The sequence below is a fragment of the Actinomadura syzygii genome, from assembly GCF_008085905.1.
GTDB classification, from domain to species: domain Bacteria; phylum Actinomycetota; class Actinomycetes; order Streptosporangiales; family Streptosporangiaceae; genus Spirillospora; species Spirillospora syzygii.
Genome location: NZ_VSFF01000022.1, coordinates 1 through 26,532, shown reverse-complemented (window position 1 = coordinate 26,532; position 26,532 = coordinate 1). Strand labels below are relative to the sequence as shown.

The following is a 26,532-nucleotide window of genomic DNA, read 5'->3' as shown; positions in this document are numbered from 1 at the left end:
TTTTCTGTATGAGATTAGAACTCTCCTCCGCATATATGGGGCAGATTCAAATCAATGGGCTACCACTCTCCTCAGAGGGGGGTCTCCGGGAACGATCTGGCAGCCCATAGTGCTTGGAGGTGAACGAGCACTCCGAGCGGACACGGAGAGGCCAATGGAGCTCGAGTTCGTCGTTCATGAGGGACCTGCCGGCGCATTCAAGCTCAACAATGAGCTCTTGGTCCATAAGATAAAGTACACCTCAGAAGGTACGTCTGGAGAGCTAAGAACAGAGCGAGGAACGGTTATTGCTGGTCCGGACACGCCGTTGGATGCCCAACTTTCGAGTCAGCTGAGTTTCGAGCCGTTCCATGCGGCGATGGGCGAGCTGGCTGACACTATGTACATCGGCCCATTCCGAAACACCATCAATGTGGGGGCTCAAGCCTCGTATTACGACATTAAGACGGGGGATGCATTTGTTAACACATTCGCGGAATACAAATCAGGCGAGAATCCCGCTCACAACGAAGCCATCTTTCAGTTGATTGCCGAACTGCAGCGCATTTTTGGTTTTAGCAGTCTAGATATAAATGCCTCTCCAGATAAGAAGACTCTTCAAATAATGGCTGACGGTCGGAGTTACCGTCTATCGGAGCAAGGTGCCGGCCTGGCTCACTTTATCGTGGTTCTGGTCAACGTCCTGGTGCGACGTCCCGGCCTTCTGCTGATTGACGAGCCCGAACTTAATCTTCATGCTTCGCTCCAACTGGACTTTCTTACCACGCTCGCGAAGTACACCCGCAATGGGGTGATCTTCGCCACCCACAGTCTCGGCTTGGCCAGAACTGCCTCCGACCGAATCTATACTCTGACCAAACCCCTCGGCGAGGCAAGCAGTGTGCAGCCTTACGAGAGGGATCGTGAGCTTGTAACTCTCCTCGGCCAGTTGTCATTTGGCGGGGTGCCGGAGCTTGGTTTTAGCAAGATCTTGCTTGTCGAGGGGAAGACTGAACTTCGAGCGCTAATGCAGTTTCTGAGACTTTATGGCAAGGAGCATGAAGTCCTCATGCTACCTCTCCACGGCGATGAAATGATCCGGCCTGACGTCGGGCAAGAAATTTCACAGCTTTCGCGGATCAGTAGCAACATTTCCTACCTCATAGATAGTGAGCGCAATAGCGAAGATGCCCCGCTTGCGAGAAATCGCCAAGGCTTTGTAGATCTGTGTGCTCAGCAAGGAATACAAGGTCTGGTACTCGAACGGCGCGCTCTTGAGAACTATTTCCCTGAGGCGGCGGTCAAGCGAGCCTTCAGCGACTCGGCGACCGCTCTTGGCCCCTACGAAAAGAAGGGACCTGGGCAAGGTTGGCCTAAGGCAAATAATTGGCGTGTAGCCTCATTGATGACAAGATCCGATCTCGAAGGCACAGATCTCGGTAATTTCTTGGAGACACTCTAAGCAGTAGAAGGATCGCGTCGGATTCCGCTACTGCTTAGTCCTAATTACGAACCTCCGCCATGCCGTCGCCTCAAGGGTCAGCGTCGGCCCGTCCGGGTCCTTGGAGTCCCGTACCGCGATCAGGCCCGGCAGGCTCGCGAGCTCAACGCACGCGCCCTCGCCGCCGTTGGAGTAGCTGCTCTTGCGCCAGCGGGCGCGGGACAGGTCTACGCGGTGGTGTGTGGGTGCCATCCCGCCCCTCCTTTGTTCCATCTGCCCGTCGCCTTAGCCCATCTCGTCGGCGATGTGGCGGATGAGGTCGAGCGATGCGCCCTTGCCGAGCGCTTCGGCCTGAAGATGGTCAAAGACCAGTCTATACCGCCGTACTTCGTCGTCACGCTCCAGAAACAGGGCGCCGGTGAGGTGCTCCACGTACACGATGGTGGGGTCCTTGGGGTCGGCGAAGCTGAGGATGCGGAAGCCGGTCACCGGGTTGACGTGCGCTGTGGCAGTGGCGGGCAAGATCTGGACGGTGACGTTTGGCTGGCGGGCCACCTCCGCCAGGTGCCGGAGCTCTGTGCGCATGAGGTTGTCGTCTCCAAGCCGGACGCGGAGGGCTGCCTCGGAGATGACGAACCAGAACTCGGGTTGGTGATCCGCGGTGAGGATGCCTTGTCGCTCTAGCCGGACGGCCACTTCGCGGTCAATTTCCTCGGGCGTGCCGGGGGTGGGGCTGGCCTGGAGGACGGCCCGGGCGTAGTCCTCGGTCTGGAGCAATCCGGGGATGTAGAGCGGCTGGAAGTCGCCGAAGGTGAGGGCTTCGGCCTCGAAGCCCACATAGGACTCTGCTCGGGCGCAAACCGGAGAACGGTGGGAAGAAAGAAGGGGGGCGAGCATGAAACGCAGGATCAAGATTAGGGCCGTGTATAGGGAGGAATTCAATGTCGGGCTGTATGTGCTCGCCCTTATCGAGTTGGCGCGGCAGTTGCAGGAGGAAGTGAGCAAGCTTCCCACAAGTCGCCGCGAGGAGGTGACGGAGACGGTCAATGGCGCGGAGGAGGTGGCAGATGACTGAAGGATTCTTCCTCCTTGCTGCTGCCGTGACCGCTCTGGTTGGCTTGGCCGGCATGGGTGGCGTCCTCGGCACGCGGGCTCGAAGTGCTGCCCGCTGGCGGCGGAGCCTCGTGGCCTACCGGCTGAAGTTTCCCCGCGGGCTTGACCCGGCGGCCGCTGGTGGCTTCCTGGCTGGTCTGTCGGGGCTGAGTGCTCGCCGCCGGGTCCGCCCGTTCGCCGCCGGGGGTGTGGTCTTTGAGGTGTCGGCGAACAAACGGCGGCTGCTCAAGCTCGGGGTACGCCTGATATCCGCCAAGGAGAACTTTGGTGAGGGCATCATGGCGGACGCGATGGAGGCCATGACTGACATCTTTAACGAGGTGCAGGTCCGGCTGAATGGCCAGGATATAAAGACGAAGATGCATAATAGGGCCCGCAATGGCGGCACGATTAGCCGCGCCAAGGTGGGCTACCTGAACGTGCGCAAGCGCATCGACGGGGCGGAGGTGCGCACGGTTGAACGGGACCCGGAGCGGGCCTCACTCATGACGAGCGCGTTTGAGTGGTTCGCCACCGGGCGCTTCACGGTGGAGACGTTGTAAGAGCGGCTGACGGATGCCGGGCTGTACTTGCCCGCAACGGCCAAATGGCCCCGGCGGCAGATCTCGGAGGAGACGCTGCGCAAGGCCCTACGGGACCGGTACTACCTGGGGGAGGTCAAGGCGGACGGCGTGTGGATCGAGGGGCGGCATGAAGCGCTCGTGACTCCGGAGGTCTTTGAGCGGGTGCAGCGGGTGCTGGACGCCCACTCCGGCGCGGGGACCCGTAGGCGCAAGCACCACCACTACCTGAAGGGCACGGTGTGGTGTGGGCGCTGCCGCAAGCGGTTCATCATCCAGCCGGGTAAGGGCAACGGCGGGTTGTACTTCTACTTCATGTGCGCGGGCCGTCAGGACAAGTCGTGTGTGCAGCCGTACATCCCGGTGGAGGTGATGGAGCGGGCGGTAGCGGACCACTACGCCCGGGCGGTGGTGCTGCCGCCAGAGTTCATCCAGACGGTACGGGAGGGCGTGATCCAGGCGGCCCGGGACAACGCCGCCATGAGTCCGGACGAGCGGGAGCGCTTGGAGCGACGGACCCAAGCCATTGACCGCAAGGAGAGCTACTTCCTGGATCTGGCGGCAGACGAAGAGTGGCCCAAGGACAAGCTCCGCGAGAAGTTGCTAGCGCTACGCACCGAGAAGCAGGGCATCCAGCGGGCAACCCAGCAAGCGGAGCGGCGGCTGGCGACGGGTCGCGACCTCTTGGAGCGCGCGCTGGATCTCCTGGAGCGGCCGCACGAGCTGTATGTCACGAGTGGTAAGGCGGTGCGGTCCATCCTCAACAAGGCGTTCTTCCGCAAGCTCTACGTGGACGGCGACCGGGTGACTGGTGCCGACCTCAAGGAGCCGTTTGACGTGCTGTACCGGCTGTATGAGGTACAGCGGGACTATGCCCAGGCGGGTGGTGAGCGCTGGGAGAGCGGACGGGAAGCCCCAGACACCACTAGAGCCGGGCTCCCGAAGGAGTCCGGCTCTAGTGATCTTGATTCCTTGATCGTCCGGCTTGGCCATGATCTTGGTCACGGTTCAAGTAAGACGGTCATGGTGGGCGATACTGGGATTGAACCAGTGGCCTCTACCGTGTCAAGGTAGCGCTCTCCCACTGAGCTAATCGCCCGTGCCGGGGTTCGGCGTGTTACGAGGTGGAGACGGGATTTGAACCCGTGTAGACGGCTTTGCAGGCCGTTGCCTCGCCTCTCGGCCACTCCACCAGAGCGAGGCCGGATCGGGGCCTCTCAGAGCGGACGACGGGATTCGAACCCGCGACCCTCACCTTGGCAAGGTGATGCTCTACCAACTGAGCCACGTCCGCATGCCGGTCCGGAGGTCGCCCTCCGGGCTCGCAGGTACGACTCTAGCGGAATCCCGGCGTGCTTGCGTACCGCGCGGACTCTCTCTCCTCGGTGAGGTCGGCGTGCAGCGAGTTCCAGAAGGTGAGCTCGGAGTCCTCTTCGAGGTGGGCGATGCGGCCCCAGAACTCGCGGTCCTCGGCCTCGTGCGCGGCGGCGAGGGAGAGGACGGGCATGATCGTGGTCCCGGCGTCCGCGCGGTCGAGGTCGGCGGGGGTGAGGTCGGCGGGGAGGGCGACCGGGGTGGCCGGGCGGTGGTGCTTGCCCCGCTTGCGGACGCGGATCGGCGGCGTGGTGGGCGCCTTCGCGGCGGCGGCGCGGCCGGCGGCGAGGGCGACGGTGCCGCACAGGATGAAGGCGAGGATGCCGCCGAGGACGACCTCCTGCGTCGGCAGGTGCCCGGGGGCGGCGTGCTCCTGCTGCTCCTGCGTGACGGTCGCGGCGGCGGGCGAGCCGATCCTGTCGACGGTCGGCGCGGGCGCGGCGTGCTTCGGCGTGTAGGCCGTCTCGGCGACCTTGATCTTGGACGGATAGCCGAACCCGACGACGGAGTCCATGTCGCGGGTCTTGCGCATGAGCTTGTAGCCGTCGGCGTTGCCCTCGATGGTGTGCAGGGTGCGGCCGTCCACCTTCTCGACGATGCCGACGTGGTCGATCTGGTCGATGTCGCCGGAGCCGTTCCAGTCGTAGAACACGATGGCGCCCGGCTCGGGGTCGTGGCCCCAGGCGTGGTTCTTCTTGAACCACTGGGCGTGGTCGACGGTGGAGGCGAACTGCCCGGTCTGCTCGGCGACCCCGGCCTTGTCGGCGGCCCAGGCGAGGAACATGTCGCACCAGGGGGCGGTGGTGAAGTACGAGTCGTGGTCGCCGTCGACGTTCTTGCGGTACCACTCGCCGAACTTGGTGTAGCCGTCGCCCTTCTCGGCGTAGCCGAGTTCCTTCTCGGCGATGTGGAGCAGCTTCTTGCCGATCGGGTCCATCTCGCTCCCTGCCGTCTCGCGCGTGCGGGCAGGGTGGCGCCCGACCGGGGGGACGGAACGTGACACGGACCCGCCGGCGCGCGCCCCGAGGTCACGTTCTGATCTCGACGGAATGTAGCCGAGGTAAACGGTGACCGGCAACCCGTTCCACTGAAACGGTCAAATCGGACTACTCAGAAGTAGCCCCGCGGCAGGACGGTCACCGGGCACGGCGCGGCCCGCAGCACCTTCAGCGCGACCTCGCCGAGGAAGACCCGGTGCGCGGCGGCGTCCTCGCTGGACGCGCACACGAGGAGCTCGCCGTCCGCCCAGTCGACGTCGTCCAGCGCGTCGGCGACGTCGGCGCCCTCGGCCAGGTCGGCGGACACGTCCTCGGGGAGGAGGTCGGCGGAGTCCAGGGCGAGCCGGATAGCGAGGGCGAGGTCGTCGCGGAGCCGCTCGGCGCCCGCGTCCCCGCCGACGTCCCCGACGGCGAGGGTGACCAGGCGGAGCGGGACCTCCAGCCGGTCGGCGGCCTGCGCGGCGCGGATGACCGCCTCGTCGCACTGCGGCCGCCGGACGTACATGACGGTGATCCGGGCCGGCTCCTCCGGCGGGGCGTACCCGGACGGCGCGAGCATCACCGCCTCGGTCGCCGAGTGCAGCAGGTGGTCGGCGGCGGCGCCGACGCCGATGCGGCCGCGCGCGCCGCCCTCCGGGGAGCCGACGACGATCAGGTCGGCGCCGATCCGGCTGGCGAGCACGGTGAGGCCGCGGCCGACGCTGCGCCCCTCCTGGACGTGCAGGTCGACCGGGTCCCCGTCGAGCAGCTCGGCGGCCTGGTCCAGGAGGGCCCGCGCCTCCCCGGCGGCCGCGGGCAGGTCCGGCGGGTGGACGGTCGCGAGGCTGAGCCGCCCGCCGGTCAGCGCGACGATCGAGCGGGCGAGGTCGAGGGCCTCCCGTCCGCCCGCGTCGTTGACGTACCCGGCGAGGACGTGCTCGCCGATCACGTGGGCCGCGTCCCCGGCCGGGGGCCCGCGGGCCCGATCGATCCGATCATGGCACCAAGCATTCCCCCGACGACGCCGGTCAGACCAGTAGGGATTTGCGGTGACTTTCCCCTGTTGTCACCCTTTGGGGCCGCGGGTCAGGCCCAGCAGGTCACGCGCCGGACCGGACGGGCGCCGCCCGGCGGGCCACACCGCGCGCAGCGGCCGCGACAGGTCCAGCTCCGGGACGGGCACCGCGACCAGCCGTCCGGCGGACAGCTCGTCCGCGACGGCGAGGTCGCTCACCACGACCGGGCCGGCGCCCGACGCCGCCGCCGACTTCAGCGCGGTCGTGGACGCCAGTTGCAGCAGCGGCGGCGCCGTCCCGCCGTGCGCGGCGAGGGCGCGGTCGAGCACCTCGCGCGTCCCCGACCCCTGCTCGCGCAGCACGAGCGGCGTCGCCGCCAGCTCCGCCGCGGACACCCCGGAGCGGCGGCGGGCCCAGCGGTGCCGGGGCGCGACCACGACGAGGAGGCGGTCGGCGGCGACGACGGCGCCGTGCAACCCGGCGGGCGTCCGCGTCCCCTCGACGAAGCCGAGGTCGGCGGCGCCGTCGCGGACCTGCTCGGCGACGACGGTCGAGTTGGCGGCGCTCAGCGTCACCGCGACCCCGGGACGGACCGACTTCAGCGTCACCAGCCAGCCCGGCATCAGGTACTCGGCGACGGTGAGGCTCGCCGCGACGCGCAGCCGCCCGTCCCGCCGCTCGCGCAGCGCCTCGACGCCCGCCGCCAGCTCCTCGGCCGCGCCGACCACCTGCCGGGCCCACTCGGCGACCAGCGCGCCCGCCTCGGTCGGCCGGGACCCGCGCGGCGACCGGTCCAGCAGCGCGACGCCGACCTGCCGCTCCATCGCGCGGATCCGGGCGCTCGCCGCGGGCTGGGTGACGCCGAGCTCCGCCGCGGCCCGTCCGACGCTGCCCAGCCGGACGACCGCGAGCAGCAGTTCCAGCGCGCCGAGTTCGGGCACGCGCCGCGACACCGGAGACGAGCCGTTCGAGGACGCGACCATGCCCCGATCCTACGTCGCCCATAAGCGCGCTTTATGAGCCCATAGGCCGATGACCTCTACTGACGCGGCAGCGCCGGATGCAGCCTTGAGGCCATGGGTCTCATCACCGCGCCGACACGCGGCTCGCTGCTGGGCGAGCTCGAACGTCCGGCGGACGCGCTCCGGCACCTCGGGCCGAACTGGTACGCCGCCGTCATGGGCACGTCGATCGTCGCGAACGGCGCGGCGGCGCTGCCGGTCGGCTTCCCGGGGCGGCACGCCTTCGCCGTCTCCGTCTGGGCGGTCGCGTTCGCGATGCTGGCGGCGCTGATGGCGGCGCGCGCGGTCCATCTCGTCCGGCATCCGGACGTCGCGCGGTTCCAGCTCCTGGAGAACCCCGCGACCGCCGTCTTCTACGGCTGCCCGCCGATGGCGCTGCTCGCCGTCGGCTACGGGACGCTCGTGCTCGGCCCCGGCGTCCTCGGCGCCGGACCGGCCGTCGCGCTCGACGCCGTCCTCTGGACCCTCGGGACGGTCTACGCCCTTGCCGTCGCCGCGGGCGTGCCCTACCTGATGATCACCCGGCACCGGCTCGTACCCGGCTCGGCGGACCCGACCTGGCTGCTCCCCGTCGTCGCGCCCATGGTCGCCGCCGCGCTCGGGCCCGCGCTCGTCCCGCACCTGCCGGACGGCCAGGCCCGCGCCACGCTCCTCTACGGCTGCTACGGGATGTTCGGCGCGAGCCTGCTGGCGACGCTCGTCCTGCTCCCCGGGATCTGGACGCGGCTCGCCGCCGGACGGCCGACGCCGGTCGTCCTCACGCCGACGCTGTTCCTCGTGCTCGGGCCGCTCGGGCAGTCGACGACGGCGGTCGTCCAGCTCGGGAACGCCGCCGGCCTGGCCGCCCCCGAGTACGCGACCGCGATGCGCGCCTTCGCCGTCCTGTACGGTGCGCCCGTCCTCGGATTCGCGGTGTTCTGGCTGGTCATCGCCGGGGCGGCGAACCTGCGCGCGATGCGCGGCGGGATGCCGTTCGCGATGACGTGGTGGGCGTTCACCTTCCCGGTCGGGACGTGCGTGACGGGCGCGTCCGGGCTCTCCCGGGCGACCGGCCTGGACGCGCTGACCGGCCTCGCCGTCGCGCTCTACCTGCTGCTCGCCACGGCCTGGGCGGTCGCCGCGGTGAAGACCGTCGGCGGCGCGCTGACCGGACGCCTCTTCGTGCCCGCCCCCGCCCCGGCGCCCGCTTAGGCCCAGGAATACGGGCGGGCCCGGACCGGTTCCCCTAGAATGATTGAACGTTCTACTACTTTGGAGGCCGGCATGCAGTTCGGGATCTTCACGGTCGGGGACGTCACCCCCGACCCGACGACCGGACGCGTCCCGTCCGAGGCCGAGCGGATCCAGGCCATGGTCGCGATCGCGGAGAAGGCCGAGGAGGCCGGGCTGGACGTGTTCGCCACCGGCGAGCACCACAACCCGCCGTTCGTGCCGTCCTCCCCGACGACCATGCTCGGCTACGTCGCGGCCCGGACCGAGCGGCTGATCCTGTCCACCGCGACCACGCTGATCACCACCAACGACCCGGTGAAGATCGCCGAGGACTTCGCGATGCTCCAGCACCTGGCGGGCGGCCGGGTCGACCTGATGATGGGACGCGGCAACACCGCCCCCGTCTACCCGTGGTTCGGCAAGGACATCCGCGACGGCATCGACCTCGCGATCGAGAACTACCACCTGCTGCACCGCCTCTGGCGCGAGGAGTCGGTCGACTGGGAGGGCAGGTTCCGCACGCCGCTCCAGTCGTTCACCTCGACCCCGCGCCCGCTGGACGGGGTGCCGCCGTTCGTCTGGCACGGCTCCATCCGCAGCCCGGAGATCGCGGAGCAGGCCGCCTACTACGGCGACGGCTTCTTCGCCAACCACATCTTCTGGCCGAAGGAGCACTTCCAGCGGCTGATCGGCCTCTACCGGCAGCGCTTCGAGCACTACGGCCACGGCTCCGCCGACCAGGCCATCGTGGGGCTCGGCGGGCAGGTGTTCATGCGGAAGAACTCGCAGGACGCCGTCCGCGAGTTCCGTCCGTACTTCGACAACGCGCCCGTGTACGGGCACGGGCCGTCGCTGGAGGAGTTCGCCGAGGAGACGCCGCTGACCGTCGGCAGCCCGCAGGAGGTCATCGACAAGACCCTGACCTTCCGCGACAGCTTCGGCGACTACCAGCGGCAACTGTTCCTGATGGACCACGCGGGGCTGCCGCTGAAGACCGTCCTGGAGCAGATCGACATGCTGGGCGAGGAGGTCGTCCCGGTGCTGCGCCGCGAGTTCGAGGCGCTGCGCCCGGCGCACGTCCCGGCGACCGCCCCGACCCACGGCTCACGGATCACCGAGGAGGCCCGATGACCAGGCTCGCCGTCGTCTCCGCCGGGCTCGGGCAGCCGTCGTCGACGCGGCTGCTCGCCGACCGGCTCGCCGCCGCGACCGCCGGGGCGCTGCCCGGCGGCGTGGACGTCACGACGATCGACCTGCGCGACCACGCGCACGCCATGGTGGACGCGACGCTCACCGGCTTCCCGACCGGGCCGCTGCGCGCCGCCGTCGAGGCCGTGGGGGAGGCGGACGGCCTCATCGCCGTCACGCCGACCTTCAACGCCTCCTACAGCGGACTGTTCAAGACGTTCGTCGACATCCTCGACCGCGACTCCATGGACGGGAGGCCCGTGCTCCTCGGCGCGACCGGCGGCACCGAGCGGCACTCCCTCGCGATCGACTTCGCGATGCGCCCGCTGTTCGCGTACCTGCGCGCGAACGTCGTCCCGACCGCCGTGTACGCCGCGTCCGAGGACTGGGGCGGCGGCGAGCGGCTCGCCGACCGCGTCGCCCGCGCCGGAGGCGAGCTGGCCGCGCTGATGGGCGCGCGGCCCGCCCCGCCGAAGGTCGACCCGTACGACGAACCCGTCCCGTTCGAGACGCTGCTGTCCGGAACCGCCCGCTCCTAATTAAGGGTTGGCTTATATAAGCCGAGACTGTAACTTGTCCTCGTGCACGCGTTCGATGTGCTGGGTGACCCGGTGCGCCGCCGGATCCTGGAACTGCTCGCCGAGGGCGAGCGGTCGGCCGGGGACGTCTCGGGCGTCATCCGCGCGGAGTTCGGCATCTCGCAGCCGGCCGTGTCGCAGCACCTTCGGGTGCTGCGGGACGCCGGGTTCGCGGTCGTCCGGGCGGACGGCACCCGGCGGCTCTACGCCGTCGACGCCGCCCCGCTCCGGGAGATCGACGCCTGGCTCGACCGGTTCCGCGGGTTCTGGGCGCCGCGCCTCGACGCCCTGGCGACGGAGATCGCCCGCGGTAGGCGCGCACGACGAGAGCAGGACGACGACCCAGGGAGCGAGCCATGATCGACGTGTCCGGCCAGATCAACGCGGTGCGCCGCACGGTCGGCGAGCGGGTGCTCGAAGCCGGTGAGGCGCGTACCGCGACCATCAGCCAGACCTACGACACCGGCATCGACGACCTGTGGAACGCCGTCACCGACCCCGAGCGCATCGCCCGCTGGTTCCTGCCGGTCTCCGGCGAGCTGCGGCTCGGCGGCCGCTACCAGCTGGAGGGCAACGCGGGCGGGACGATCGAGCGCTGCGACCCGCCGAAGGGCTTCTTCGCCACCTGGGAGTTCGGCGGCCAGACCAGCTGGATCGAGGTCCGGCTCACCCCCGAGCCGGACGGCCGGTCCCGCTTCGAGCTGGAGCACATCGCGCACGTCGACGAGGACATCTGGGCCAGGTTCGGCCCCGGCGCCGTCGGCATCGGCTGGGACCAGGGCCTCCTCGGCCTCGCCCTCCACCTGCGGACCGGCGAGGACGTCCGCGCCGCGTACGGCCAGACGTGGGCGGCGTCGGACGAGGGCAGGGAGTTCTCCCGGCTGAGCGGCGAGAGCTGGTACGAGGCCCACGTCGCGTCGGGCGCCGACCAGCCCGCCGCCCGCGCCTCCGCCGACCGCACCATCGCCGCCTACACCGGAAACCCGGAGGGCTGATGAGCCCTACGCCGCGCGAGGTGTTCCTGCGGCTCGTCCACGGTGTGGCCGAGGCCCGCTTCGACGAGCTGCCGGGCCTCTACGCGGAGGCGACCGACGTCCGGCACCCGATGGCGACGCCGGAGTCCGCGCCGCTGACCGCCCGCGCCGAGCTCGCGGAGCACTTCACCGTCCCGCCGGAGGTGCGTCCGACACTGCCGAAACGGCGCGTCGTCGACCCCGTCGTGCACGAGACGACCGACCCGGAAGTGATCATCGCCGAGTTCGCGTACGAGTTCGAGCGGCCCGGCGGGACGGCGGCGCGGGTGCCCTGCGTGTTCGTCATGCGGATCCGGGACGGCGAGATCGTCGAGTCGCGCGACTACATCGACCCGATCCGCACCCACCTGGCCCGCGGGGACGCCGATCTGCTGATCGAAGAGATCAGGCGCGCGGCGGAATAGCCGAAAGGCGCGCGCGTGGGCGCCGCCGGGCGGCATGATCATCGTATGGCGGACGATTCGGGCGGCCGTGATCCGGTGTCCTGGCGGGTGCGGCGCTGGGCGGCTCCGATCGCGCTGGCCGCGGCGGTCGCGGGCTCGGTCGGCGCGGCGAACCTGCTGGCGGACGAGCCCGGCCCGTCCGGAGGGCCCGTCGCGAGACCGCGCTTCATCCTCACGGTCGGGCAGTCCGCTTCGCGGGGCTCCGGGCCGGAGGCGTGGTTCGAGGTCCGGTCGGTTCCCGGGCCGGACGGGCGGGCCCGGCTGGTGGACTCCGTCGCGCGGCCGTCCCCGTCCGCCGGTGAGGCGGAGGAGATCGTCGCCGGTCCGGGGAACACGTTCGTGGTCGCGTCCACGCGGGACGAGCCGTGCGAGTCCGTCCTCTACCGGTTCGGGCTCACCGGGGACGGCCGGGTGAAGGGCATCCGGCCGGTGAGCGGAGGCGGCACGCCCGCACGCGTCGCCGGACCTGCGCTCAGCCCGGACGGCGACCGGATCGCCTACGCCACCGCGCCCTGCGCCGACGTCGGGCGGCCGAGCGCCGCGCTGACCGTCCTGGACCTCCGCTCCGGGCGCCGCCGGACATGGAGCAGCCCCGGCGCGGCCGTCCTCGGCGACATCGTCTGGGCCGACGACGGCCGGACGCTCGGATACGCCGTCAGCGACGTCGCTCCGACCGCGTCCCCGGAGTTCGAGAGCGGCGTCGGCCGGATCGGACGGGACGTCGCGAACACCACCGTGTACGCCCTCGACACCCGCGCCAAGGGCGCCGATCTGCGCGCGGGCCGCGTCCTCTTCCGCCGGCCGGACGGCGGCTCGGGAGTCGTCACCACCGCCGTCATGGGCCAGGACGGCCGCAAGGGCTACGGCCTCATGAAGGAACCGGGGCGGATCATCGCGTTCGGATTCGCCCAGGGGAAGCCGATGCGCGTGACCCACACGACCGAGACGAAGCCGGGCTCGGTCGACTTCGTCGCGCTCTCCACCAGCGGGGAACGGCCGCGATACGCGTGCCTGGGCGGAATCGACGCGTTCGGCAGGGTGGTCGACGGAGACCTGGTGGCCGCCAATGGCGGGGGACGGCAGTGCGGGTCCGCGTTCGCCCATTGACGGCCGCTCATCGAGGCCCGCCGGAGTGGCCGTCCGGTTGGCAGGGACGGACAAGGGCGCGCATTCCCCGGCGGGAAACCGCAGCCGGGGCGGACGGTCGATCCGGCACGGCCTGCAATGGCCGCCTCCGGCCCCGGTTCCTACACTTCGGCCAACGGCGAGGAAATGGGCGGGGCGTCCGGATCACTGCCATTCTTAGGAGCCCTCCGTGATCATCAAGCGAACCGTCTCATCCGTCCTGCTCGTCGTCTGCGCCGCCGGTACGTCGGTGGCCGCCGCCGCCCCCTCGACGGCCGCCCCGGATCCCGCCGCGCCCGCGCCCGCGGCGCCGAAGCGGGCCGCGTTCACCATCACCAGCAGCGCCTTCCAGCCCGGCGGGATGATCCCGAAGGTGCACGAGTGCACCAGCAGCGGCGACAACGATCCGCAGAAGAAGAACGAGTCGCCGCCGTTCGCGTGGTCGGGCGGACCGGCCGAGGCGAAGAGCTACGCGATCATCATGCGCGACCTCGACAACAACGCCCTGCTCCACTGGATCATCTACGACATCCCGCCGGACGCGGCCGCGCTCCCGCAGAACGTCGAGCACGTCTACCAGCCCGCGGTCCCGAAGGGCTCGCGGCAGGTCTACTACCGTGGAAGCGCGAGCCTCTTCGGATACCAGGGGCCGTGCTCGCCGTCGTCGGTGAACACCTACGAGTTCACCCTCTACGCGCTCAACCGCGCGACGCTCACCGAGCTGAACGACAAATCCACGGTTCGCGCCGCGGCCGACGTCATCGCCAAGGCGACGATCGCGACGACCAAGGTGTCCGGCGAGTCCTGAGCCGCGGCAACGCCCGCGGAGCGCGTGTGCGAGTGCGTCAGAGGGCGCCTCCGTCCCACCGGATGGAGGCGCCCTCCGCTTTTTGGTGCCACCCCGAAGCCTCCACCGCGGATTGGAACGGGCATATGATTAGTTAGCGAAAGCAACTATCTGCCCGCCGACCGGGAGGGGTTCGGGACGTGCCGTCCAAGCACTATCCGTGGATCGCGCTGAGCAACACGACACTGGGCATGCTGCTGGCAACGGTCAACTCCTCTATCGTGATCATCTCGCTGCCGGCGATCTTCCGCGGCATCCACCTGAACCCGCTCGAACCCGGCAACGTCAGCTACCTGCTCTGGATCCTGATGGGCTACATGCTCGTCTCGGCGGTGCTGGTCGTGACGCTCGGCCGGCTCGGCGACATGTTCGGGCGCGTGCGGATGTACAACCTCGGGTTCGCGGTGTTCACGGTCGGGACGATCGTCCTCGCGCTGGACCCGCTGCACGGCGGCGCGGGCGCGGTCTGGCTCATCGGCTGGCGGGTGTTCGAGGGCATCGGCGGCGCGATGCTGATGGCGAACTCCGCCGCGATCCTCACCGACGCCTTCCCGGCCGACCGGCGGGGCATGGCGATGGGCGTCAACCAGGTCGCGGGCATCGCTGGAACGTTCCTCGGCCTGGTCGCGGGCGGCCTGCTCAGCGAGGTCAACTGGCGGCTGGTGTTCTTCGCGTCCGCCCCGATCGGGATCGCCGGGACGATCTGGGCCTACCGCAGCCTCAACGAGACCGCGACCAGGGCCGTCGGCGCGAAGATCGACTGGCTCGGCAACGCGACGTTCGCCGTCGGGCTGACCGCGCTGCTCGCCGGGATCACCTACGGCATCCAGCCCTACGGCGGCCACGACATGGGCTGGACGAACCCCTGGGTGCTCGGCGGGATCATCGGCGGCGCGGCCGTCCTCGCCGCGTTCTGCGTGATCGAGACGAAGGTGGCGCAGCCGATGTTCCACCTCGGGCTGTTCCGCATCCGCGCGTTCGCGGCCGGGAACCTCGCCGGGCTGCTCGCGGCGATCTCGCGCGGCGGGATGCAGTTCATGCTCATCATCTGGCTGCAGGGCATCTGGCTGCCGCTGCACGGCTACGACTTCGAGGACACCCCGCTCTGGGCCGGGATCTACCTGCTGCCGCTCACCTGCGGGTTCCTCGTCGCCGGGCCGATCTCCGGGCACCTGTCCGACCGGTACGGGGCGCGGGCGTTCGCGTCCGGCGGGCTGGTGCTGTCCGCGCTGGCCTTCGGCGGCCTGCTGGTGATCCCCACCGACTTCGGCTACGGCACGTTCGCGCTGCTGATCTTCCTCAACGGGATCGGGTCCGGGCTGTTCGCCGCCCCCAACACCACGGCGATCATGAACTCGGTGCCGGCGGACCAGCGCGGCGTCGCCTCCGGCATGCGCGCCACCTTCATGAACGCCGGCATGGTGCTGTCGATCGGCGTGTTCTTCTCACTGATGATCGCGGGCCTGTCGAACACGCTGCCCCGGACGCTGACGCGGGGGCTGACCGAGCACGGCGTCCCGGCCGGGCCCGCCGCGCAGGTCGGGGACCTGCCGCCGGTCGGCACGCTGTTCGCCGCGTTCCTCGGCTACAACCCGATCCAGAACCTCCTCGCGCCGTTCGGCGTGCTCGGCAGGCTCGCGCCGGACGACCTGAACACCCTCACCGGACGCTCCTACTTCCCGAACCTGATCTCCGAGCCGTTCCACCACGGCCTCGTCATCGTGTTCAGCATGGCGATCGCGATGTCGCTGGTGGCGGCGCTGGTGTCGCTGCTGCGCGGGCGCCGCTACGTGCACGACGACGACGTCCGGGACGAGCCCGCGCTGCAGAACGCCTCACCCGGCGCCGCCTGACCGCGGCGGCCTAGGGCGTCCCGGGGCACCCGCTCGGCGGCGGCGTCGACGGCGGCGACTCCGGCTCGGCCGACGTCGCGGGCTTCGGGCTGCGCGCGGGCAGGCCGGGGCCGTCCCGGCGCGTGTTGTGCCGCTTCATGACGCCGTGCAGGTCGGGCATGCCGTTGCGGCCGTCCGCGTCGGCGAGGGACGGGCAGGCCCAGGCGTCCTGCCGTCCCCACGAGTAGCTGATGTCGAACGCGGGCCGGGGGACGAACCGGTCCCAGCGCGCGAGCATGCTCCGCATCTCCGCGGCGGCCGGGAGCCGCCAGTTGTGGTCGCCCGCGTTGCAGCTCTGCCCGAACGTCTGGAACACCGGGACGACCATGCGGCCGGGGATGTCGGCGCGGCGCGCCCGCCCGAGCATCTTGTCGATCGCGGTCAGGTCGCAGCGGCCGCCCTCCGCCCGGCAGGGGTAGGGGTCGAGGCCGACGAGGTCGAGATGGGTCGCGGACGGCTTCAGCGGCTCCATCTCCCAGTCGGTGAGCGACGCGAACGCCTTCTGGCGGGGCGCGTACCGGTGGACGACGTCGGCGCGCTCGCGGATCTTGCCGACGACGTCCGGGCACTCGTCCGGGTTCGGCTCGTCGGACAGGTACCAGCCGTAGACGCGGTCGTCGTCGGCGAACCGCTTCACCAGCCCGGCGAACTCGGACACGTCGTCCGGCGCGAAGGAGCCGCAGGTCGTGTTGCCGACCCAGATCAGCGCGCGCCCGCCCCTCGGCAGGGACGCGATGTCGCCCTCGTTCGGCTCGGTGTCGAACAGGTTGTAGCCGAGCGCGGCCGCCTTGGCGCGGTCCCCGGGGGGCATGTTCAGCGCGACGTGCAGGGTGCCGCTCGGGTACGCGATCGGGGCGGCGACGGGACGGGCGGCGGCGTCGCCCGTCGAGGGGGCGAGGAGGTACCCGGTGAGGGCACCGCCGAGGGCGGCCGCGGCGGCGACCGCGGCGAGAGGCGTCTTCATCGGATCTCCCGGCGTCGCGGGGGCGCCCGCGCCGTCCCCGCCGTCGTCGGACGGCCCGGCGCGGACCGAGGACACGCACAGCCTGACACGGACCGCGCGTGATCATGTGAATACGCGGAGGACCGGCCGCCCGCAATGACGGGGACGGCCGGTCCGGAAAGTGCCGGGTGGGGCTGGAGCCTCAGACGCGCCAGGAGCGGACGAGCTCGTCCAGCGCGGCCTGGTCGTACTGGATGCCCTGCGCGCGCAGCTCCTGCGCGACCAGCTCGCCGTCGCCGTGGTGCTTGGCCAGCAGCCGGTACACCGCGTACGGGAACCAGTGGTTGTCGCTGATCCGCTGGATCTCGGCCTCGTCGGAGGTGTAGCCCTCGGACCTCACCTCGTCGAGCGTCGCGGCGACGTCGCCGTGCCGGCGCTCCAGGATCTCGATGACGAGGGCGCGCAGGTTCTCCGGGTCGGGGGCGGGCGCGGGCTCCTCGACGGGGGCGGGCGCGCCGTAGCCGCTGCGGCCGTTCATCGCGCCGCGCGCGGCGGCGCTCACGACGGCCAGTTCGGGCTCGGGCTCCGGCTCGGGGGCGCGCGCGGGCGGCCTGGCGGCGGCGGCCCGCACGGCGGTGCTCGGCGCGGGGGACGCCTCCGCCGCGGCGGCGGCCGGGGCCTCGGCGGGCTCGGCCGCGTCGGCGGACTCCCCGTCCCGCGCCTGGCCGGCCTCCGGGACGCCGGACTCGATCGCCTTCCCGGCGTGGCCGGGCACCTGGATCTGCGGGAACGGCCCGGTGTTGCGCAGCGGCATCAGCGTGATCTGGTTCAGCGTGACCGGACCGGCGATGGCGCGGGCCTGCGGCTCGGCGGGCTTCTGCGGCTCCTCCTCGTCGTCCCGCGCGACGTACCGGTGCAGCGTCCGCAGCAGGACGAACAGGCCGAGCATCGACACGATCGGCGGGACGGCGGCCGTCGCCTGGTAGGAGAACGTCTTGTTGCCGACGTGGCCGACGTTGAAGACGAGGCTGGCCGTCCACCCGGCGAGGGCGATGGTCAGCGGCAGGAAGAAGTCGAGCCAGCTCAGCAGGGCCCGGCGGCGGAGCACGAAGGCGTCGATGGCCAGCAGGAACAGGCCCAGCTCGCCGACGATGATGAACAGGTCCACGAGCAGCGGGAACGACTCGGCCTTCCAGCCGCGCAGGCCGTGCTCCATCGCCCAGTGGTAGAGGCCCGCGTAGGACTGGGCGAACCCGCCGGCGGTGGCGGTGAGGACCGCCGCGGCCATGAAGGCGATGGCCCCCCAGCGTGTGATGACCTGTGCCCGGTTGCCAACGCTCATGCGGCCTGTGCTCCCAGATTTCCTTACCCAACACAAAAAGTGATCGGTGGGAGACTATCCATTCCTTAGGCGTTTCGTGGGAGATTCCCAGTACCCGGGCATGCGGATGTCCCCGCCGGGGCGCGCCGGTGCCCGGGCGGGGACTGGATTCCGCGGGAGCTACGGAACCTGAGCCACACGTCCGGCAGAGGGACGTGTGCGCGCGCTACGCGCGTTCCGGCGCCTGCTCATCAATGGCTCACACGTGGCTCACGCGTTGATCACGAAGTCGATCGTGCCGGTCCGCACGCCGTTGGGGCCGGTGCCCATGGTCATGAGGAGCCTGCGGTCGAAGATCGTGTCGCTGTTGTTCCGCGGCTCGTTCGGGAAGTAGAGCTGCGTGGTCAGGATCGGGCGGTTCGGCGCCTGGACCTTGACGTGGATGTGCCGCGTACGGCCGGGGTACAGGCCGGGCACGATCGTCGTCAGGGAGTAGCGGCCCTGGGCGTCCGAGTACTGGTGCCCGCGGAACGTGTAGCCGGAGTTGTCGTAGTTTCCGGCGTTGTCCGCCTGCCAGAAGTCGAGCAGCGCGTGCGCGACCGGCTGGCACGCCTGGTTGTAGACGATCCCGGAGACGATGAGCTTCGTCCCGGCCTGGCCGGTCGAGATGTCGCTGCGCTCGGGGGAGCCGGGCGTGAAGTACGGGCCCTCGGTCTGGGGCGGGGTGGCGGTGCTGTCGCCGTCGGTGCACTTCGGCGTCAGTTCCAGCCACTGGGGCTTGACCCCGGCTTCGGCGGTCGCCGCGTTCACCGCGGTCACGGCCGCGGGCACCGCGAGTGCGCCGAGACCGGCGGCGACGATGAAGCTCTTCCGGCTGATGCCGGAATCCTGCTGGTCCTGAGCCTGGTCCTGCGCGTCCTCTGGCATGGGGGGTTCCTCTCGAGGTCTTCCGGACGTTCGGGATCTTCCGTCCGTCCGGTTGGCGGGGCGCCCTGGGAGTGCGTCGCGAACATGTATAAGCCGGTCACGAGGGGTTGGTCTTGGGTTTCCGTGCCGGACATTTGTTGTCGAGTGACAAAGGCCGCCGCGACCCTCGTGCCGACTCGCTCATTGACCTTCCTGACCCGGAGTAGCAACCTGGCGGGTGGCGTCCGAGACCCCCCGCCCGCTCACCGGAGGAGCGTCATGCCAACGCTCGCTGACACCTCGGACCACCCTGCCCGCGATCAGGCCGACTACTGGCGGCATCTGATCAGCTCGGCATTCGGGCCGTTCCATGTACAGCCGTCCCTACCTGGGGCTTTCGCCGCGCGACTGACCGGCCGCACGTTCGGCCCGGTCGAGGCCGGCGACGTTCGCGCGCCCGCGCACGCGGTGCGCCGCAGCGCCCGCCAGATCGCCCGCGACACGCGCGAGTGCTACAAGCTCGGCCTCATGCTGCGCGGCTCGTGCGTACTGCGGCAGAACGGCCGCTATGCCCGCGTCGGCGCAGGTGACGTGGTGTTCTACGATCTCACCCGCCCGGTCGAGATCTCGTTCGACGCGCATCACATCTTCACCGTGGTCATCCCGCACCGCGCGGTCCCGCTCCCACAGGACCGCCTCGCCGCCTTCGGCGGCACCCTGCTCGCCGAGGGCTCCCGCAACGGCCGCCTCGTCTCCTCGCTCCTCTGCGCCCTCGCGGAGGACAGCGCCATCGAAGCCGAACTCGCCGCCGACCGGGCGGCGGAGCGGATGGCGGACAGGCTGACGGCGGACGTGATGGCGGGCGGAGGCGGCGAGATGACGGTGGACAGGGCGATCGGCGCGATGGCCGACCAGCTGAACGGCACGGCGCTGGCCACGGCCGACGTCGATCTCGGCACGGGCGACGAGCCCTACGCCCACCATCTCGGCGGCGCCATCGTCGAGCTGGTGACCGGGACGGCCAGCGAATGGCTGGGCGCGCCGACGGCGCCGTCCCCGGAGGGCGCCGAGATGCTGCGCGCGATCAAGGAGTGGATCGAGACGCGGCTGCACGACCCGGCGCTGTCCCCGGCGGCGATCGCCGAGGCGCACCACATCTCGGTCCGGCAGCTGTACCGGGTGTTCCAGCCCGCCGGGACGACCGTCGCCCGCTACGTCCGGACCCGGCGGCTCGAACACTGCCGCCGCGAGCTCGGCGACCCGTTCCTCGGGACGCAGCGGATCGGCGCGATCGCGAACCGCTGGGGGCTGCCGGACGCGGCGGCGTTCAGCCGCGCGTTCCGCGCCGCGTACGGCGTGACGCCCACCGCGTACCGGGCCGCCACGACCGGCATCCGGCGAGATCTGTAGTGCGTCCTGGAAAGCCCTGTACGTCCCCCTCCGCATCCTTTGCCCGATCCGGGGAACGCGGCTGTGGAGGGCGGACGACGACGGCCCGAGGCCGGACAGGGGGGACGCCGACATGCCGCAGCCGCGAGGCGACGACCGTTTCACGCGCGGGAGGGTCGAGGGCGTCGCCGCGGACGTCCTCGGCGACGCCCTCCCGCTGGAGTACGAGGACGACCTCGACCCTCTCCTCGACCTGATCGGGGACGCCCGCTGCGTGCTGGTCGGCGAGGCCAGCCACGGCACGCACGAGTACCGCGCGTGGCGGGCAGCGCTGACCAGACGGCTGGTAGCCGAACGCGGGTTCTCGTTCGTCGCCGTCGAGGGTGACTGGCCGGACGGCCGCCGCGTCGGGCGGAGCGTGACGCTCGCGCCCGGCGCGCCGGGCGATCCGCGCGACGTCCTCGCCGCGTCCGCGCGCTGGCCCGCGTGGATGTGGGCCAACGAGGAGACCGCGAAGTTCTGCCGGTGGCTGCGCGACCGCAACGCGGGGCTGCCGTCGTCGGCGCGGACCGGCTTCTACGGGCTGGACGTCTACGGCCTGTGGGAGTCGCTCCGGGCTGTTGCCGACCACGTGGCCGAGCACGCTCCGGACCACCTGGACGCGACGCTGGAGGCGTTCCGCTGCTTCGAGCCGCCCGCCGCGGATCCGGCGGAGGCGGGGCGGCGCGCCGCGCTCGTCCCGGACGCGGCGGCGGACGAGGTGCTCGCGCTGCTGACCCGGCTGCGCCGGCCCGTCACGCAGGGCGGCGGCCGGGAGCCGGTGGACGCGTTCGACGCCGGGCACAACGCCGAGGTCGCGGCCGGTGCGGAGCGCTACTACCGCACCATGCTCGGCGGCGGTCCCGAGGCGTGGAACGCCCGGACCGCGCACATGGCCGACACGCTCGACCGCCTCATGGCGTTCCACGCGTCCGAGCGGGGGACGGGCAAGGCGGTCGTGTGGGCCCACGCATCCCAGGCCGGTGACGCCCGCGCGACCGGCATGGCCGCCGCCGGGACGGTCAGCCTCGGACAGCTCGCCAGGGAGCGCTACGGGCCGGACGAGGCCGTCCTCGTCGGGTTCGCGGGCGGACCGGGCGAGGTGGTCGCCGCTCCGCGCTGGGGCGCGCCGCCGGAGCTGACGCACGTCCCGCCGCCGGAGCACGGCACGCTGGAGGCGGCGCTCGCGGAGTCGGAGCTGCACCGCGGCCTGTTCGTCGTCCCGCCCGAGGAGGACAAGCCCGCGTTCCTCACCGACACGCTCGCCGAACGCGCGATCGGCGCCGTCTACGACCCGGACCGGGACGGGCGGCAGTACGTCCCGGCGCGGCTCGCCGACCGGTACGACGCGCTCTGCTGGTTCCGGATCACGTCGGCGCTCGAGCCGCTCCACCGGGAGGCGGACGCCCGCGGGGAGCGGGCGGCGGCGCCGTCGCGGGCCTGAGCGGTCCGCGGCTGGGGGATCATGGGTCCTGGGCCATCCGAGCCGACGGAAGGTGGGAGCACGCATGTCGCTGACGCTGCGGCCGGGACCGCTCGCGGGCTCGCCGGGAGCCGACGTCAACTACGCCATCGACGGACCCAAGCACAAGCTGTTCATGCACGGGTTCCCGCGCCGGGTGCGCGCCCGGTTCGCGGGGGAGACCGTCCTCGACACCGAGCGCGGGATGCTCCTGCACGAGACGGGGCTGCTGCCGGTGCTGTACGTCCCGGAGGAGGACGTCCGGACCGACCTGCTCGAGAAGACCGACCGCTCGACGCACTGCCCGTTCAAGGGCGACGCCGCCTACTGGACGATCCGCGTCGGCGACCGCGCCGCCGAGAACGCCGTCTGGGCCTACCCGGAGCCGAAGGCCGAGTCGTCCTGGCTGCGCGGCTACCTGGCCTTCTACTGGGACCCGATGGACGCCTGGTACGACGAGGACGAGGAGATCCACGGCCATCTGCGCGACCCGTTCCACCGGGTGGACGCGAGGGCGTCGTCCCGGCACGTCCGGATCCTGCTGGACGGGAAGGTCATCGCCGAGACCGAGCGGCCGAAGGTGCTGTCGGAGACGGGCCTGCCGAACCGGTTCTACATCCCGGCCGAGGACGTCCGCCGCGAGCTGCTGACACGGAGCGACAAGCAGACCGTGTGCCCGTACAAGGGCCAGGCGACCTACTGGTCTCTGGAGGGCGCCGAGAACGCCGCCTGGTCGTACGAGGACCCGCTGGAGAACGCGTCCAAGGTCCGCGGGCACTTCTCGTTCGACCACGACGCGCTGACCATCGAGACGGAGCCCCCGCCGACGACGGCCTGACCGGTTCCGGCCCGCCGGTAATGGAGTCGCGGCCGGACGCGCCGCTGCCGCATGATGTCGACCATGGTGGACATTTCGCTGTACGCGGCGTTCGTCGTCGCGGTCCTCGCCCTCTGCGCGACGCCGGGGCCCGACATGATGTTCATCGTCGCGATGGGCGGGCGCGGGGGTCCCCGCACGGGCGTGATGGCCGCGACGGGCGTGGCCACCGGCGCGCTCGTGCACGCGATCGCCGCGACGCTCGGGCTGTCCGCCCTGTTCAGCACCCTGCCCGTGCTGTACAACGTGCTGCGCTGGGCGGGCGCGGCGTACCTGCTCTACCTCGCGGTCAAGTCGTTCCGCGACCGCGGCGGCTTCGACGGCGCGACCGGCGCCGTCGGGCCCGGACGGCGGCGCGCCTACTGGCAGGGCATGGTCACGAACCTGCTCAACCCGAAGGTGATCCTGTTCAACATCGCCTTCCTCCCGCAGTTCGTGGACCCCTCGATCGGGCATCCGATGGCGCAGCTCCTCGTGCTCGGCGTGACGCTCGTCCTCATCGGCTTCGCCTTCGACGCGGGCGTCGGGCTGGCGTCCGGGCGGCTGGCCGACCTGCTGCGCCGCAGCCGCCGCGCGGCGCGCTGCCTGAACGTCTTCAGCGGGACGGTCCTCACCGGCCTCGCGGTGCGCCTCATCGCCGTCCCGAAGTGAGGTCATCGGGTTTACTGTTCTGGTAAGGGACAGGCAAGGAGGGCCGGTGGCACCGTACGCGGCGTCCGCTCCGCGTCATGGGTTCTGGGCCGCGCTCGACCCCGACCAGCGCGGAGTGCTCCGCGCGGCGGCGCGGCCCCGGCAGTTCCCGGTGAAGGCGCCGCTCGTGTACCAGGGCGACGAGTCCGACCACGTGATCGTCATCGAGCGCGGCTGGGCGAAGGTGACCTCGACCACCGAGGACGGCCACGACGTGGTACTCGCCGTGCGCGGGCCCGGCGACCTGCTCGCCGAGAGCGCCGTGCTCGGCGGCCGGACCCGCTCGGCCACGGTGACCGCGCTGTCGCCGGTCCGCGCGCTGGTGGTGCCCGCCGTCCGCTTCACCGGCTTCCTGGACGCCTACCCGGACGTGTGGATGCTCGTCACCAGCACGTTCGTCCAGCGCATCGACGACGCCGACCGCCGCCTCACCGCCCACATGACGAGCCGCGGCACGCAGCGGCTCGCGACGCTCCTCGCCCACCTGGCCGAGCTGTCGGCGCTGCACGTCCCGCCCGCCCCGGACGGGTCGATCGAGATCGCGCCGCCGCTGTCCCAGGAGGAGCTCGGGAGCTGGATGGACGCGTCCCGCGAGACGGTCGCCCGCGCCCTCAACGGGCTGCGCCGCGAGGGGCTGATCCGCACCGGCTGGCGCCGGATCACGGTGACCGACCTGCCCGGCCTGCACGAGTTCGCGAAGGAGACCTGACGGCGCGTCCGGCGCGGGCGTCTCAGCTCTCCGCCCGGTTCTCCGCGATGCGCCGTTCGGCCTCCGGCCAGTCGATCGGCAGGTCGCCCGCCTTGGTCTCCCAGAACACGAACGTCGAGCCGCGCATCACGGCGCGCTTGCCGCGCATGACGGACTTGTGCGGCTCGGCGGCCGAGTAGGCGTACAGGGCCTTCTTGTCGCGCCATGCGGAGAGCGTCCAGAACGTCCGCTTGAAGGGCTCGGCCCTCAGCGTGACGCCGAGCGCGCCGTCGGCCGTCCGGGCCTGGCGGAGCAGGACGAGCGAGGCGCGCAGGAAGCCCGGGACGTGGCGCAGCGAGCGCACCTCAAGCCGGGACGCCATGACCACCACCTCGGCGCCGGGCTCGGCGTCCGCGAGCTTCGTCCACGGAATCGTCGGCATGGGGTCCCCCTGGGTTCGCAGCAGTATCTTGCCAGTGACTAGATTGCCATCCGGGCGGCGAACTTGTCAATGGAAAGATAGGATCGCGGCATGACCGAGCAGCGACCGCAGCCGAGCTACCACCACGGGAACCTGCGCAGGGCCGTCCTCGACGCCGCCGTGGCGGCGATCGCCGAGTCGGGCCCGGCGGGCTGGAGCCTGCGCGAGCTGGCCCGCCGCGCGGGCGTCTCGCACGCCGCGCCCGCGCACCACTTCGGCGACAAGACCGGCCTGCTCACCGCCGTCGCCGCCGAGGGCTACACGCTGTTCGCGGACGCCCTCGAAGCCGCGGGCGACGACCTGCACGAGACGGGCCTCGCCTACGTCCGCTTCGCCGTCGACCACCGGGCGTACTTCGAGGTGATGTTCGCGCCGGGGCTCTACCGTCCGGACGACCCGGAACTGAGCGCCGCCCGCGCGCGCGCCGACCAGGTGCTCACGGCGGGCGTCCGCGGCGTGATGGCGGGCGGCTCCGGGGACGAGGAGACGGCCGGGCTCGCCGCCTGGTCGATCGTGCACGGCTTCGCGCACCTGTGGCTGAGCGGCGCCCTGCCCGACGACCTCGGCGACGATCCGGTGGCCGCCGCCGGTCCCGTCATCCGCATGCTGTTCGAGCGCTGACCGTCGTTCTGGGGGCGGGCTTCAGCGCTTGGAGACCGTGCCGGAGCCGGTGATCTCCTTCCGCCCGTCGCCGTTCCCGTCGACCGGCGTCCGCTCCGGGACGGTCGCGAGGTCGGCGCGGAACCGCCGGTTGAGCGCGGCCCGCACCCGCCGCACGCCGCCGCGGGCGCGCGGGCTCTCGACGCCGTCGAGGTCGGGCGGGACGTCCACCGGGACGGCCACCGCCGGACGCGGGTCGGTGATCGCGGCGATCGCCTCGTCCGGCATCGGACGCTCGACCTCGCTGAACCGGCCGTCCGGCGACATGCGGATCACGCCCGTCTCCAGCCCGTGCTGGGCGAGGCCGAGGTCGCGCCGCTGGAGGCCGACGCAGATGCGGTAGGCGACGGCGTAGCCGAGCAGGGGGCCGAGAACGACCGCGCCGCGGAAGAACCAGGTCGTCCAGAACAGCGGGATCTCGAACCGGTCGGACAGGACGTCGTTGCCGCCCGCGAGCCAGAGCACGCCGTAGAACACGATCCCGGCGACGCCGATGCCCGTCCGGGCGGGGACGTCCCGCGGCCGGTCGAGCAGGTGGTGGATCGCGTGGTCGCCGGTCACCCAGCGTTCCAGGAACGGGTAGGCGGCGAGGCCGCCGATCAGCAGGCCGAGGACGACCAGCCCCGGGATCGCCACGCTCAGCGACACCGTGTGGCCCCAGGCGTCGATCTCCCAGGCGGGCATGATCCGCAGCCCGCCCTCCAGCCAGCCCATGTACCAGTCCGGCTGCGAGCCGGAGCTGATCGCGCCCGGGTCGTAGGGCCCGTACAGCCAGACGGGGTTGATCTGGACGAACGCAGCCAGCAGCGTCGCCACACCCAGCACCCACAGGAACAGCGACGTGGTCTTGGCGATGAACACCGGGAAGAACGGATAGCCCTTGACGGTCGTGTTCGAGCTGCCCTTGCCCGGGAACTGCGTGTGCGTCTGCCGCCACGTCAGCACAACCGCGTGGAGCGGGATCAGCGCGGCGAGGATACCGGGAATCAGCAGGACGTGGATGACGTACAGGCGGGGGACGATGTCCGTCCCCGGGAACTCGCCGCCGAACAGGAACATCACCGCGTACGAGCCGACCAGGGGGACGGACAGCGTCACGCCTTCCACCACGCGGAGCCCCGTCCCGGACAGCAGGTCGTCCGGCAGCGAGTACCCGAACAGCCCGTTGAACATCACGAGCACGAACATGACGAGGCCGAGCAGCCAGTTCAGCTCGCGCGGCTTGCGGAACGCGCCGGTGAAGAAGTTGCGCAGCAGGTGGACGAGGATCGCGCC

General features: G+C 71.0%; 29 protein-coding genes, 3 tRNA genes and 1 pseudogene. 19 read left to right on the top strand and 14 right to left on the bottom strand.

Features of this window, described 5'->3' with window-relative positions; translation table 11 throughout:
* Window positions 1-154 precede the first annotated feature (154 nt).
* Window positions 155-1,441, top strand: coding sequence for an ATP-dependent nuclease (locus tag FXF65_RS42440; RefSeq protein WP_246199497.1), 1,287 nt, complete (start codon window positions 155-157; stop codon window positions 1,439-1,441).
* A gap of 27 nt (window positions 1,442-1,468) precedes the next feature.
* On the opposite strand, the gene FXF65_RS42435 is transcribed toward FXF65_RS42440, so the two are convergent.
* On the bottom strand, window positions 1,469-1,672 hold the full coding sequence (locus FXF65_RS42435) for a DUF397 domain-containing protein (protein WP_148356152.1): 204 nt from the start codon (window positions 1,670-1,672) through the stop codon (window positions 1,469-1,471).
* Between the two features lie 33 nt (window positions 1,673-1,705).
* Entirely contained in the window at window positions 1,706-2,257 is a 552-nt protein-coding gene (locus FXF65_RS42430) for a DUF5753 domain-containing protein (protein ID WP_148356151.1), read from the bottom strand.
* Window positions 2,258-2,315: 58 nt separating this feature from the next.
* On the opposite strand from FXF65_RS42430, the gene FXF65_RS42425 reads away from it, so the two are divergent.
* The 3 genes and pseudogenes from FXF65_RS42425 to FXF65_RS46375 all read left to right on the top strand — a co-directional run.
* Window positions 2,316-2,495, top strand: a complete 180-nt coding sequence (locus FXF65_RS42425) for a hypothetical protein (RefSeq protein WP_148356150.1) — start codon at window positions 2,316-2,318, stop codon at window positions 2,493-2,495.
* Entirely contained in the window at window positions 2,488-3,075 is a 588-nt protein-coding gene (locus FXF65_RS42420) for a serine integrase family protein (protein WP_148356149.1), read from the top strand. Before FXF65_RS42425 ends, FXF65_RS42420 begins: the two co-directional genes overlap by 8 nt.
* Before the next feature lie 6 nt (window positions 3,076-3,081).
* A pseudogene (locus tag FXF65_RS46375) lies at window positions 3,082-3,480 on the top strand (recombinase zinc beta ribbon domain-containing protein); the annotation flags it as partial.
* Window positions 3,481-3,702: 222 nt separating this feature from the next.
* On the opposite strand, the gene FXF65_RS45695 reads toward FXF65_RS46375, so the two are convergent.
* The 7 genes from FXF65_RS45695 to FXF65_RS42385 form a co-directional block, all read right to left on the bottom strand.
* Window positions 3,703-4,098 (bottom strand): hypothetical protein, encoded by a 396-nt coding sequence (locus FXF65_RS45695; RefSeq protein ID WP_246199496.1) that lies wholly within the window; start codon window positions 4,096-4,098, stop codon window positions 3,703-3,705.
* A 19-nt stretch (window positions 4,099-4,117) separates the two neighbouring features.
* Window positions 4,118-4,192: transfer RNA gene (locus FXF65_RS42410), tRNA-Val, on the bottom strand.
* 23 nt (window positions 4,193-4,215) lie between these two features.
* Window positions 4,216-4,286, bottom strand: a tRNA-Cys gene (locus FXF65_RS42405).
* 28 nt (window positions 4,287-4,314) lie between these two features.
* Window positions 4,315-4,387: transfer RNA gene (locus tag FXF65_RS42400), tRNA-Gly, on the bottom strand.
* A gap of 42 nt (window positions 4,388-4,429) precedes the next feature.
* Window positions 4,430-5,404, bottom strand: coding sequence for a CHAP domain-containing protein (locus FXF65_RS42395; RefSeq protein WP_148356148.1), 975 nt, complete (start codon window positions 5,402-5,404; stop codon window positions 4,430-4,432).
* Window positions 5,405-5,577: 173 nt separating this feature from the next.
* Window positions 5,578-6,393, bottom strand: a complete 816-nt coding sequence (locus FXF65_RS42390) for a universal stress protein (RefSeq protein WP_148356147.1) — start codon at window positions 6,391-6,393, stop codon at window positions 5,578-5,580.
* A 117-nt stretch (window positions 6,394-6,510) separates the two neighbouring features.
* Window positions 6,511-7,443 carry a LysR family transcriptional regulator gene (locus FXF65_RS42385; RefSeq protein ID WP_148356146.1) on the bottom strand — a complete coding sequence of 311 codons (933 nt, stop codon included), beginning with the start codon at window positions 7,441-7,443 and terminating at the stop codon, window positions 6,511-6,513.
* A gap of 93 nt (window positions 7,444-7,536) precedes the next feature.
* Here FXF65_RS42385 and FXF65_RS42380 point away from each other — a divergent pair, with 93 nt between their 5' ends.
* The 9 genes from FXF65_RS42380 to FXF65_RS42340 all read left to right on the top strand — a co-directional run bounded on the left by FXF65_RS42380 (window position 7,537) and on the right by FXF65_RS42340 (window position 15,762).
* The gene (locus FXF65_RS42380) at window positions 7,537-8,673 is read left to right on the top strand and encodes a TDT family transporter (protein ID WP_148356145.1); all 1,137 of its coding nucleotides are present in this window, start codon (window positions 7,537-7,539) and stop codon (window positions 8,671-8,673) included.
* Window positions 8,674-8,745: 72 nt separating this feature from the next.
* Complete coding sequence (locus FXF65_RS42375; protein WP_148356144.1) at window positions 8,746-9,825, top strand: LLM class flavin-dependent oxidoreductase; 1,080 nt, start codon at window positions 8,746-8,748, stop codon at window positions 9,823-9,825.
* On the top strand, window positions 9,822-10,421 hold the full coding sequence (locus FXF65_RS42370) for an FMN reductase (protein ID WP_148356143.1): 600 nt from the start codon (window positions 9,822-9,824) through the stop codon (window positions 10,419-10,421). The genes FXF65_RS42375 and FXF65_RS42370 overlap by 4 nt, the downstream gene beginning before the upstream one ends.
* 42 nt (window positions 10,422-10,463) lie before the next feature.
* The gene (locus tag FXF65_RS42365) at window positions 10,464-10,820 is read left to right on the top strand and encodes an ArsR/SmtB family transcription factor (RefSeq protein ID WP_148356142.1); all 357 of its coding nucleotides are present in this window, start codon (window positions 10,464-10,466) and stop codon (window positions 10,818-10,820) included.
* On the top strand, window positions 10,817-11,455 hold the full coding sequence (locus FXF65_RS42360; RefSeq protein WP_148356141.1) for an SRPBCC family protein: 639 nt from the start codon (window positions 10,817-10,819) through the stop codon (window positions 11,453-11,455). Before FXF65_RS42365 ends, FXF65_RS42360 begins: the two co-directional genes overlap by 4 nt.
* Window positions 11,455-11,898: a nuclear transport factor 2 family protein gene (locus FXF65_RS42355; RefSeq protein WP_148356140.1), complete on the top strand. Its 444-nt coding sequence runs from the start codon at window positions 11,455-11,457 to the stop codon at window positions 11,896-11,898. Before FXF65_RS42360 ends, FXF65_RS42355 begins: the two co-directional genes overlap by 1 nt.
* Before the next feature lie 45 nt (window positions 11,899-11,943).
* Window positions 11,944-13,044: a hypothetical protein gene (locus FXF65_RS42350; RefSeq protein WP_148356139.1), complete on the top strand. Its 1,101-nt coding sequence runs from the start codon at window positions 11,944-11,946 to the stop codon at window positions 13,042-13,044.
* 208 nt (window positions 13,045-13,252) lie between these two features.
* On the top strand, window positions 13,253-13,870 hold the full coding sequence (locus tag FXF65_RS42345) for a YbhB/YbcL family Raf kinase inhibitor-like protein (protein WP_222869052.1): 618 nt from the start codon (window positions 13,253-13,255) through the stop codon (window positions 13,868-13,870).
* Window positions 13,871-14,049: 179 nt separating this feature from the next.
* A complete protein-coding gene (locus FXF65_RS42340) occupies window positions 14,050-15,762 on the top strand; it encodes an MFS transporter (protein WP_222869051.1) in 1,713 nt (570 codons plus the stop codon).
* Between the two features lie 10 nt (window positions 15,763-15,772).
* On the opposite strand, the gene FXF65_RS42335 is transcribed toward FXF65_RS42340, so the two are convergent.
* From FXF65_RS42335 to FXF65_RS42325, 3 genes are all read right to left on the bottom strand, one after another.
* Entirely contained in the window at window positions 15,773-16,840 is a 1,068-nt protein-coding gene (locus FXF65_RS42335; protein WP_222869050.1) for a hypothetical protein, read from the bottom strand.
* Window positions 16,841-16,946: 106 nt separating this feature from the next.
* Window positions 16,947-18,086, bottom strand: a complete 1,140-nt coding sequence (locus FXF65_RS42330; protein ID WP_148356137.1) for a DUF2637 domain-containing protein — start codon at window positions 18,084-18,086, stop codon at window positions 16,947-16,949.
* Window positions 18,087-18,335: 249 nt separating this feature from the next.
* On the bottom strand, window positions 18,336-18,992 hold the full coding sequence (locus FXF65_RS42325; RefSeq protein ID WP_148356136.1) for a dioxygenase family protein: 657 nt from the start codon (window positions 18,990-18,992) through the stop codon (window positions 18,336-18,338).
* Window positions 18,993-19,250: 258 nt separating this feature from the next.
* Between FXF65_RS42325 and FXF65_RS42320 the strand changes: the two genes are divergently transcribed.
* From FXF65_RS42320 to FXF65_RS42300, 5 genes are all read left to right on the top strand, one after another.
* Window positions 19,251-20,381: an AraC-like ligand-binding domain-containing protein gene (locus tag FXF65_RS42320; protein WP_187412825.1), complete on the top strand. Its 1,131-nt coding sequence runs from the start codon at window positions 19,251-19,253 to the stop codon at window positions 20,379-20,381.
* Between the two features lie 112 nt (window positions 20,382-20,493).
* Window positions 20,494-21,843 (top strand): erythromycin esterase family protein, encoded by a 1,350-nt coding sequence (locus tag FXF65_RS42315; RefSeq protein WP_148356134.1) that lies wholly within the window; start codon window positions 20,494-20,496, stop codon window positions 21,841-21,843.
* A gap of 64 nt (window positions 21,844-21,907) precedes the next feature.
* Window positions 21,908-22,699 carry a DUF427 domain-containing protein gene (locus tag FXF65_RS42310; protein ID WP_148356133.1) on the top strand — a complete coding sequence of 264 codons (792 nt, stop codon included), beginning with the start codon at window positions 21,908-21,910 and terminating at the stop codon, window positions 22,697-22,699.
* A gap of 63 nt (window positions 22,700-22,762) precedes the next feature.
* Complete coding sequence (locus FXF65_RS42305; protein ID WP_148356132.1) at window positions 22,763-23,389, top strand: LysE family translocator; 627 nt, start codon at window positions 22,763-22,765, stop codon at window positions 23,387-23,389.
* Window positions 23,390-23,435: 46 nt separating this feature from the next.
* Window positions 23,436-24,137, top strand: a complete 702-nt coding sequence (locus FXF65_RS42300) for a Crp/Fnr family transcriptional regulator (protein WP_148356131.1) — start codon at window positions 23,436-23,438, stop codon at window positions 24,135-24,137.
* A 22-nt stretch (window positions 24,138-24,159) separates the two neighbouring features.
* Here FXF65_RS42300 and FXF65_RS42295 read toward each other — a convergent pair whose 3' ends face one another.
* Window positions 24,160-24,558: a DUF3291 domain-containing protein gene (locus FXF65_RS42295; protein ID WP_148356130.1), complete on the bottom strand. Its 399-nt coding sequence runs from the start codon at window positions 24,556-24,558 to the stop codon at window positions 24,160-24,162.
* Between the two features lie 90 nt (window positions 24,559-24,648).
* On the opposite strand from FXF65_RS42295, the gene FXF65_RS42290 reads away from it, so the two are divergent.
* Window positions 24,649-25,218, top strand: coding sequence for a TetR/AcrR family transcriptional regulator (locus tag FXF65_RS42290; protein WP_148356129.1), 570 nt, complete (start codon window positions 24,649-24,651; stop codon window positions 25,216-25,218).
* 21 nt (window positions 25,219-25,239) lie between these two features.
* Here FXF65_RS42290 and qcrB read toward each other — a convergent pair.
* The coding region (qcrB, locus tag FXF65_RS42285) for a cytochrome bc1 complex cytochrome b subunit (RefSeq protein ID WP_148356128.1) at window positions 25,240-26,532 on the bottom strand (1,293 nt) is incomplete at its 5' end.

What these genes read in the sequence shown, in the direction of transcription:
- FXF65_RS42315 (WP_148356134.1), top strand. Translation starts at nt 20,494, where the DNA reads ATGCCGCAGCCGCGAGGCGACGACCGTTTCACGCGCGGGAGGGTCGAG.
- FXF65_RS42295 (WP_148356130.1), bottom strand. Translation starts at nt 24,558, where the DNA reads ATGCCGACGATTCCGTGGACGAAGCTCGCGGACGCCGAGCCCGGCGCC.
- FXF65_RS42420 (WP_148356149.1), top strand. Translation starts at nt 2,488, where the DNA reads ATGACTGAAGGATTCTTCCTCCTTGCTGCTGCCGTGACCGCTCTGGTT.
- FXF65_RS42425 (WP_148356150.1), top strand. Translation starts at nt 2,316, where the DNA reads ATGAAACGCAGGATCAAGATTAGGGCCGTGTATAGGGAGGAATTCAAT.
- FXF65_RS42350 (WP_148356139.1), top strand. Translation starts at nt 11,944, where the DNA reads ATGGCGGACGATTCGGGCGGCCGTGATCCGGTGTCCTGGCGGGTGCGG.
- FXF65_RS42380 (WP_148356145.1), top strand. Translation starts at nt 7,537, where the DNA reads ATGGGTCTCATCACCGCGCCGACACGCGGCTCGCTGCTGGGCGAGCTC.
- FXF65_RS42325 (WP_148356136.1), bottom strand. Translation starts at nt 18,992, where the DNA reads ATGCCAGAGGACGCGCAGGACCAGGCTCAGGACCAGCAGGATTCCGGC.
- FXF65_RS42370 (WP_148356143.1), top strand. Translation starts at nt 9,822, where the DNA reads ATGACCAGGCTCGCCGTCGTCTCCGCCGGGCTCGGGCAGCCGTCGTCG.
- FXF65_RS42355 (WP_148356140.1), top strand. Translation starts at nt 11,455, where the DNA reads ATGAGCCCTACGCCGCGCGAGGTGTTCCTGCGGCTCGTCCACGGTGTG.
- FXF65_RS42385 (WP_148356146.1), bottom strand. Translation starts at nt 7,443, where the DNA reads ATGGTCGCGTCCTCGAACGGCTCGTCTCCGGTGTCGCGGCGCGTGCCC.
- FXF65_RS42310 (WP_148356133.1), top strand. Translation starts at nt 21,908, where the DNA reads ATGTCGCTGACGCTGCGGCCGGGACCGCTCGCGGGCTCGCCGGGAGCC.
- FXF65_RS42440 (WP_246199497.1), top strand. Translation starts at nt 155, where the DNA reads ATGGAGCTCGAGTTCGTCGTTCATGAGGGACCTGCCGGCGCATTCAAG.
- FXF65_RS42375 (WP_148356144.1), top strand. Translation starts at nt 8,746, where the DNA reads ATGCAGTTCGGGATCTTCACGGTCGGGGACGTCACCCCCGACCCGACG.
- FXF65_RS42320 (WP_187412825.1), top strand. Translation starts at nt 19,251, where the DNA reads ATGCCAACGCTCGCTGACACCTCGGACCACCCTGCCCGCGATCAGGCC.
- FXF65_RS42435 (WP_148356152.1), bottom strand. Translation starts at nt 1,672, where the DNA reads ATGGCACCCACACACCACCGCGTAGACCTGTCCCGCGCCCGCTGGCGC.
- FXF65_RS42290 (WP_148356129.1), top strand. Translation starts at nt 24,649, where the DNA reads ATGACCGAGCAGCGACCGCAGCCGAGCTACCACCACGGGAACCTGCGC.
- FXF65_RS42305 (WP_148356132.1), top strand. Translation starts at nt 22,763, where the DNA reads ATGGTGGACATTTCGCTGTACGCGGCGTTCGTCGTCGCGGTCCTCGCC.
- FXF65_RS42360 (WP_148356141.1), top strand. Translation starts at nt 10,817, where the DNA reads ATGATCGACGTGTCCGGCCAGATCAACGCGGTGCGCCGCACGGTCGGC.
- FXF65_RS42330 (WP_148356137.1), bottom strand. Translation starts at nt 18,086, where the DNA reads ATGAGCGTTGGCAACCGGGCACAGGTCATCACACGCTGGGGGGCCATC.
- FXF65_RS42395 (WP_148356148.1), bottom strand. Translation starts at nt 5,404, where the DNA reads ATGGACCCGATCGGCAAGAAGCTGCTCCACATCGCCGAGAAGGAACTC.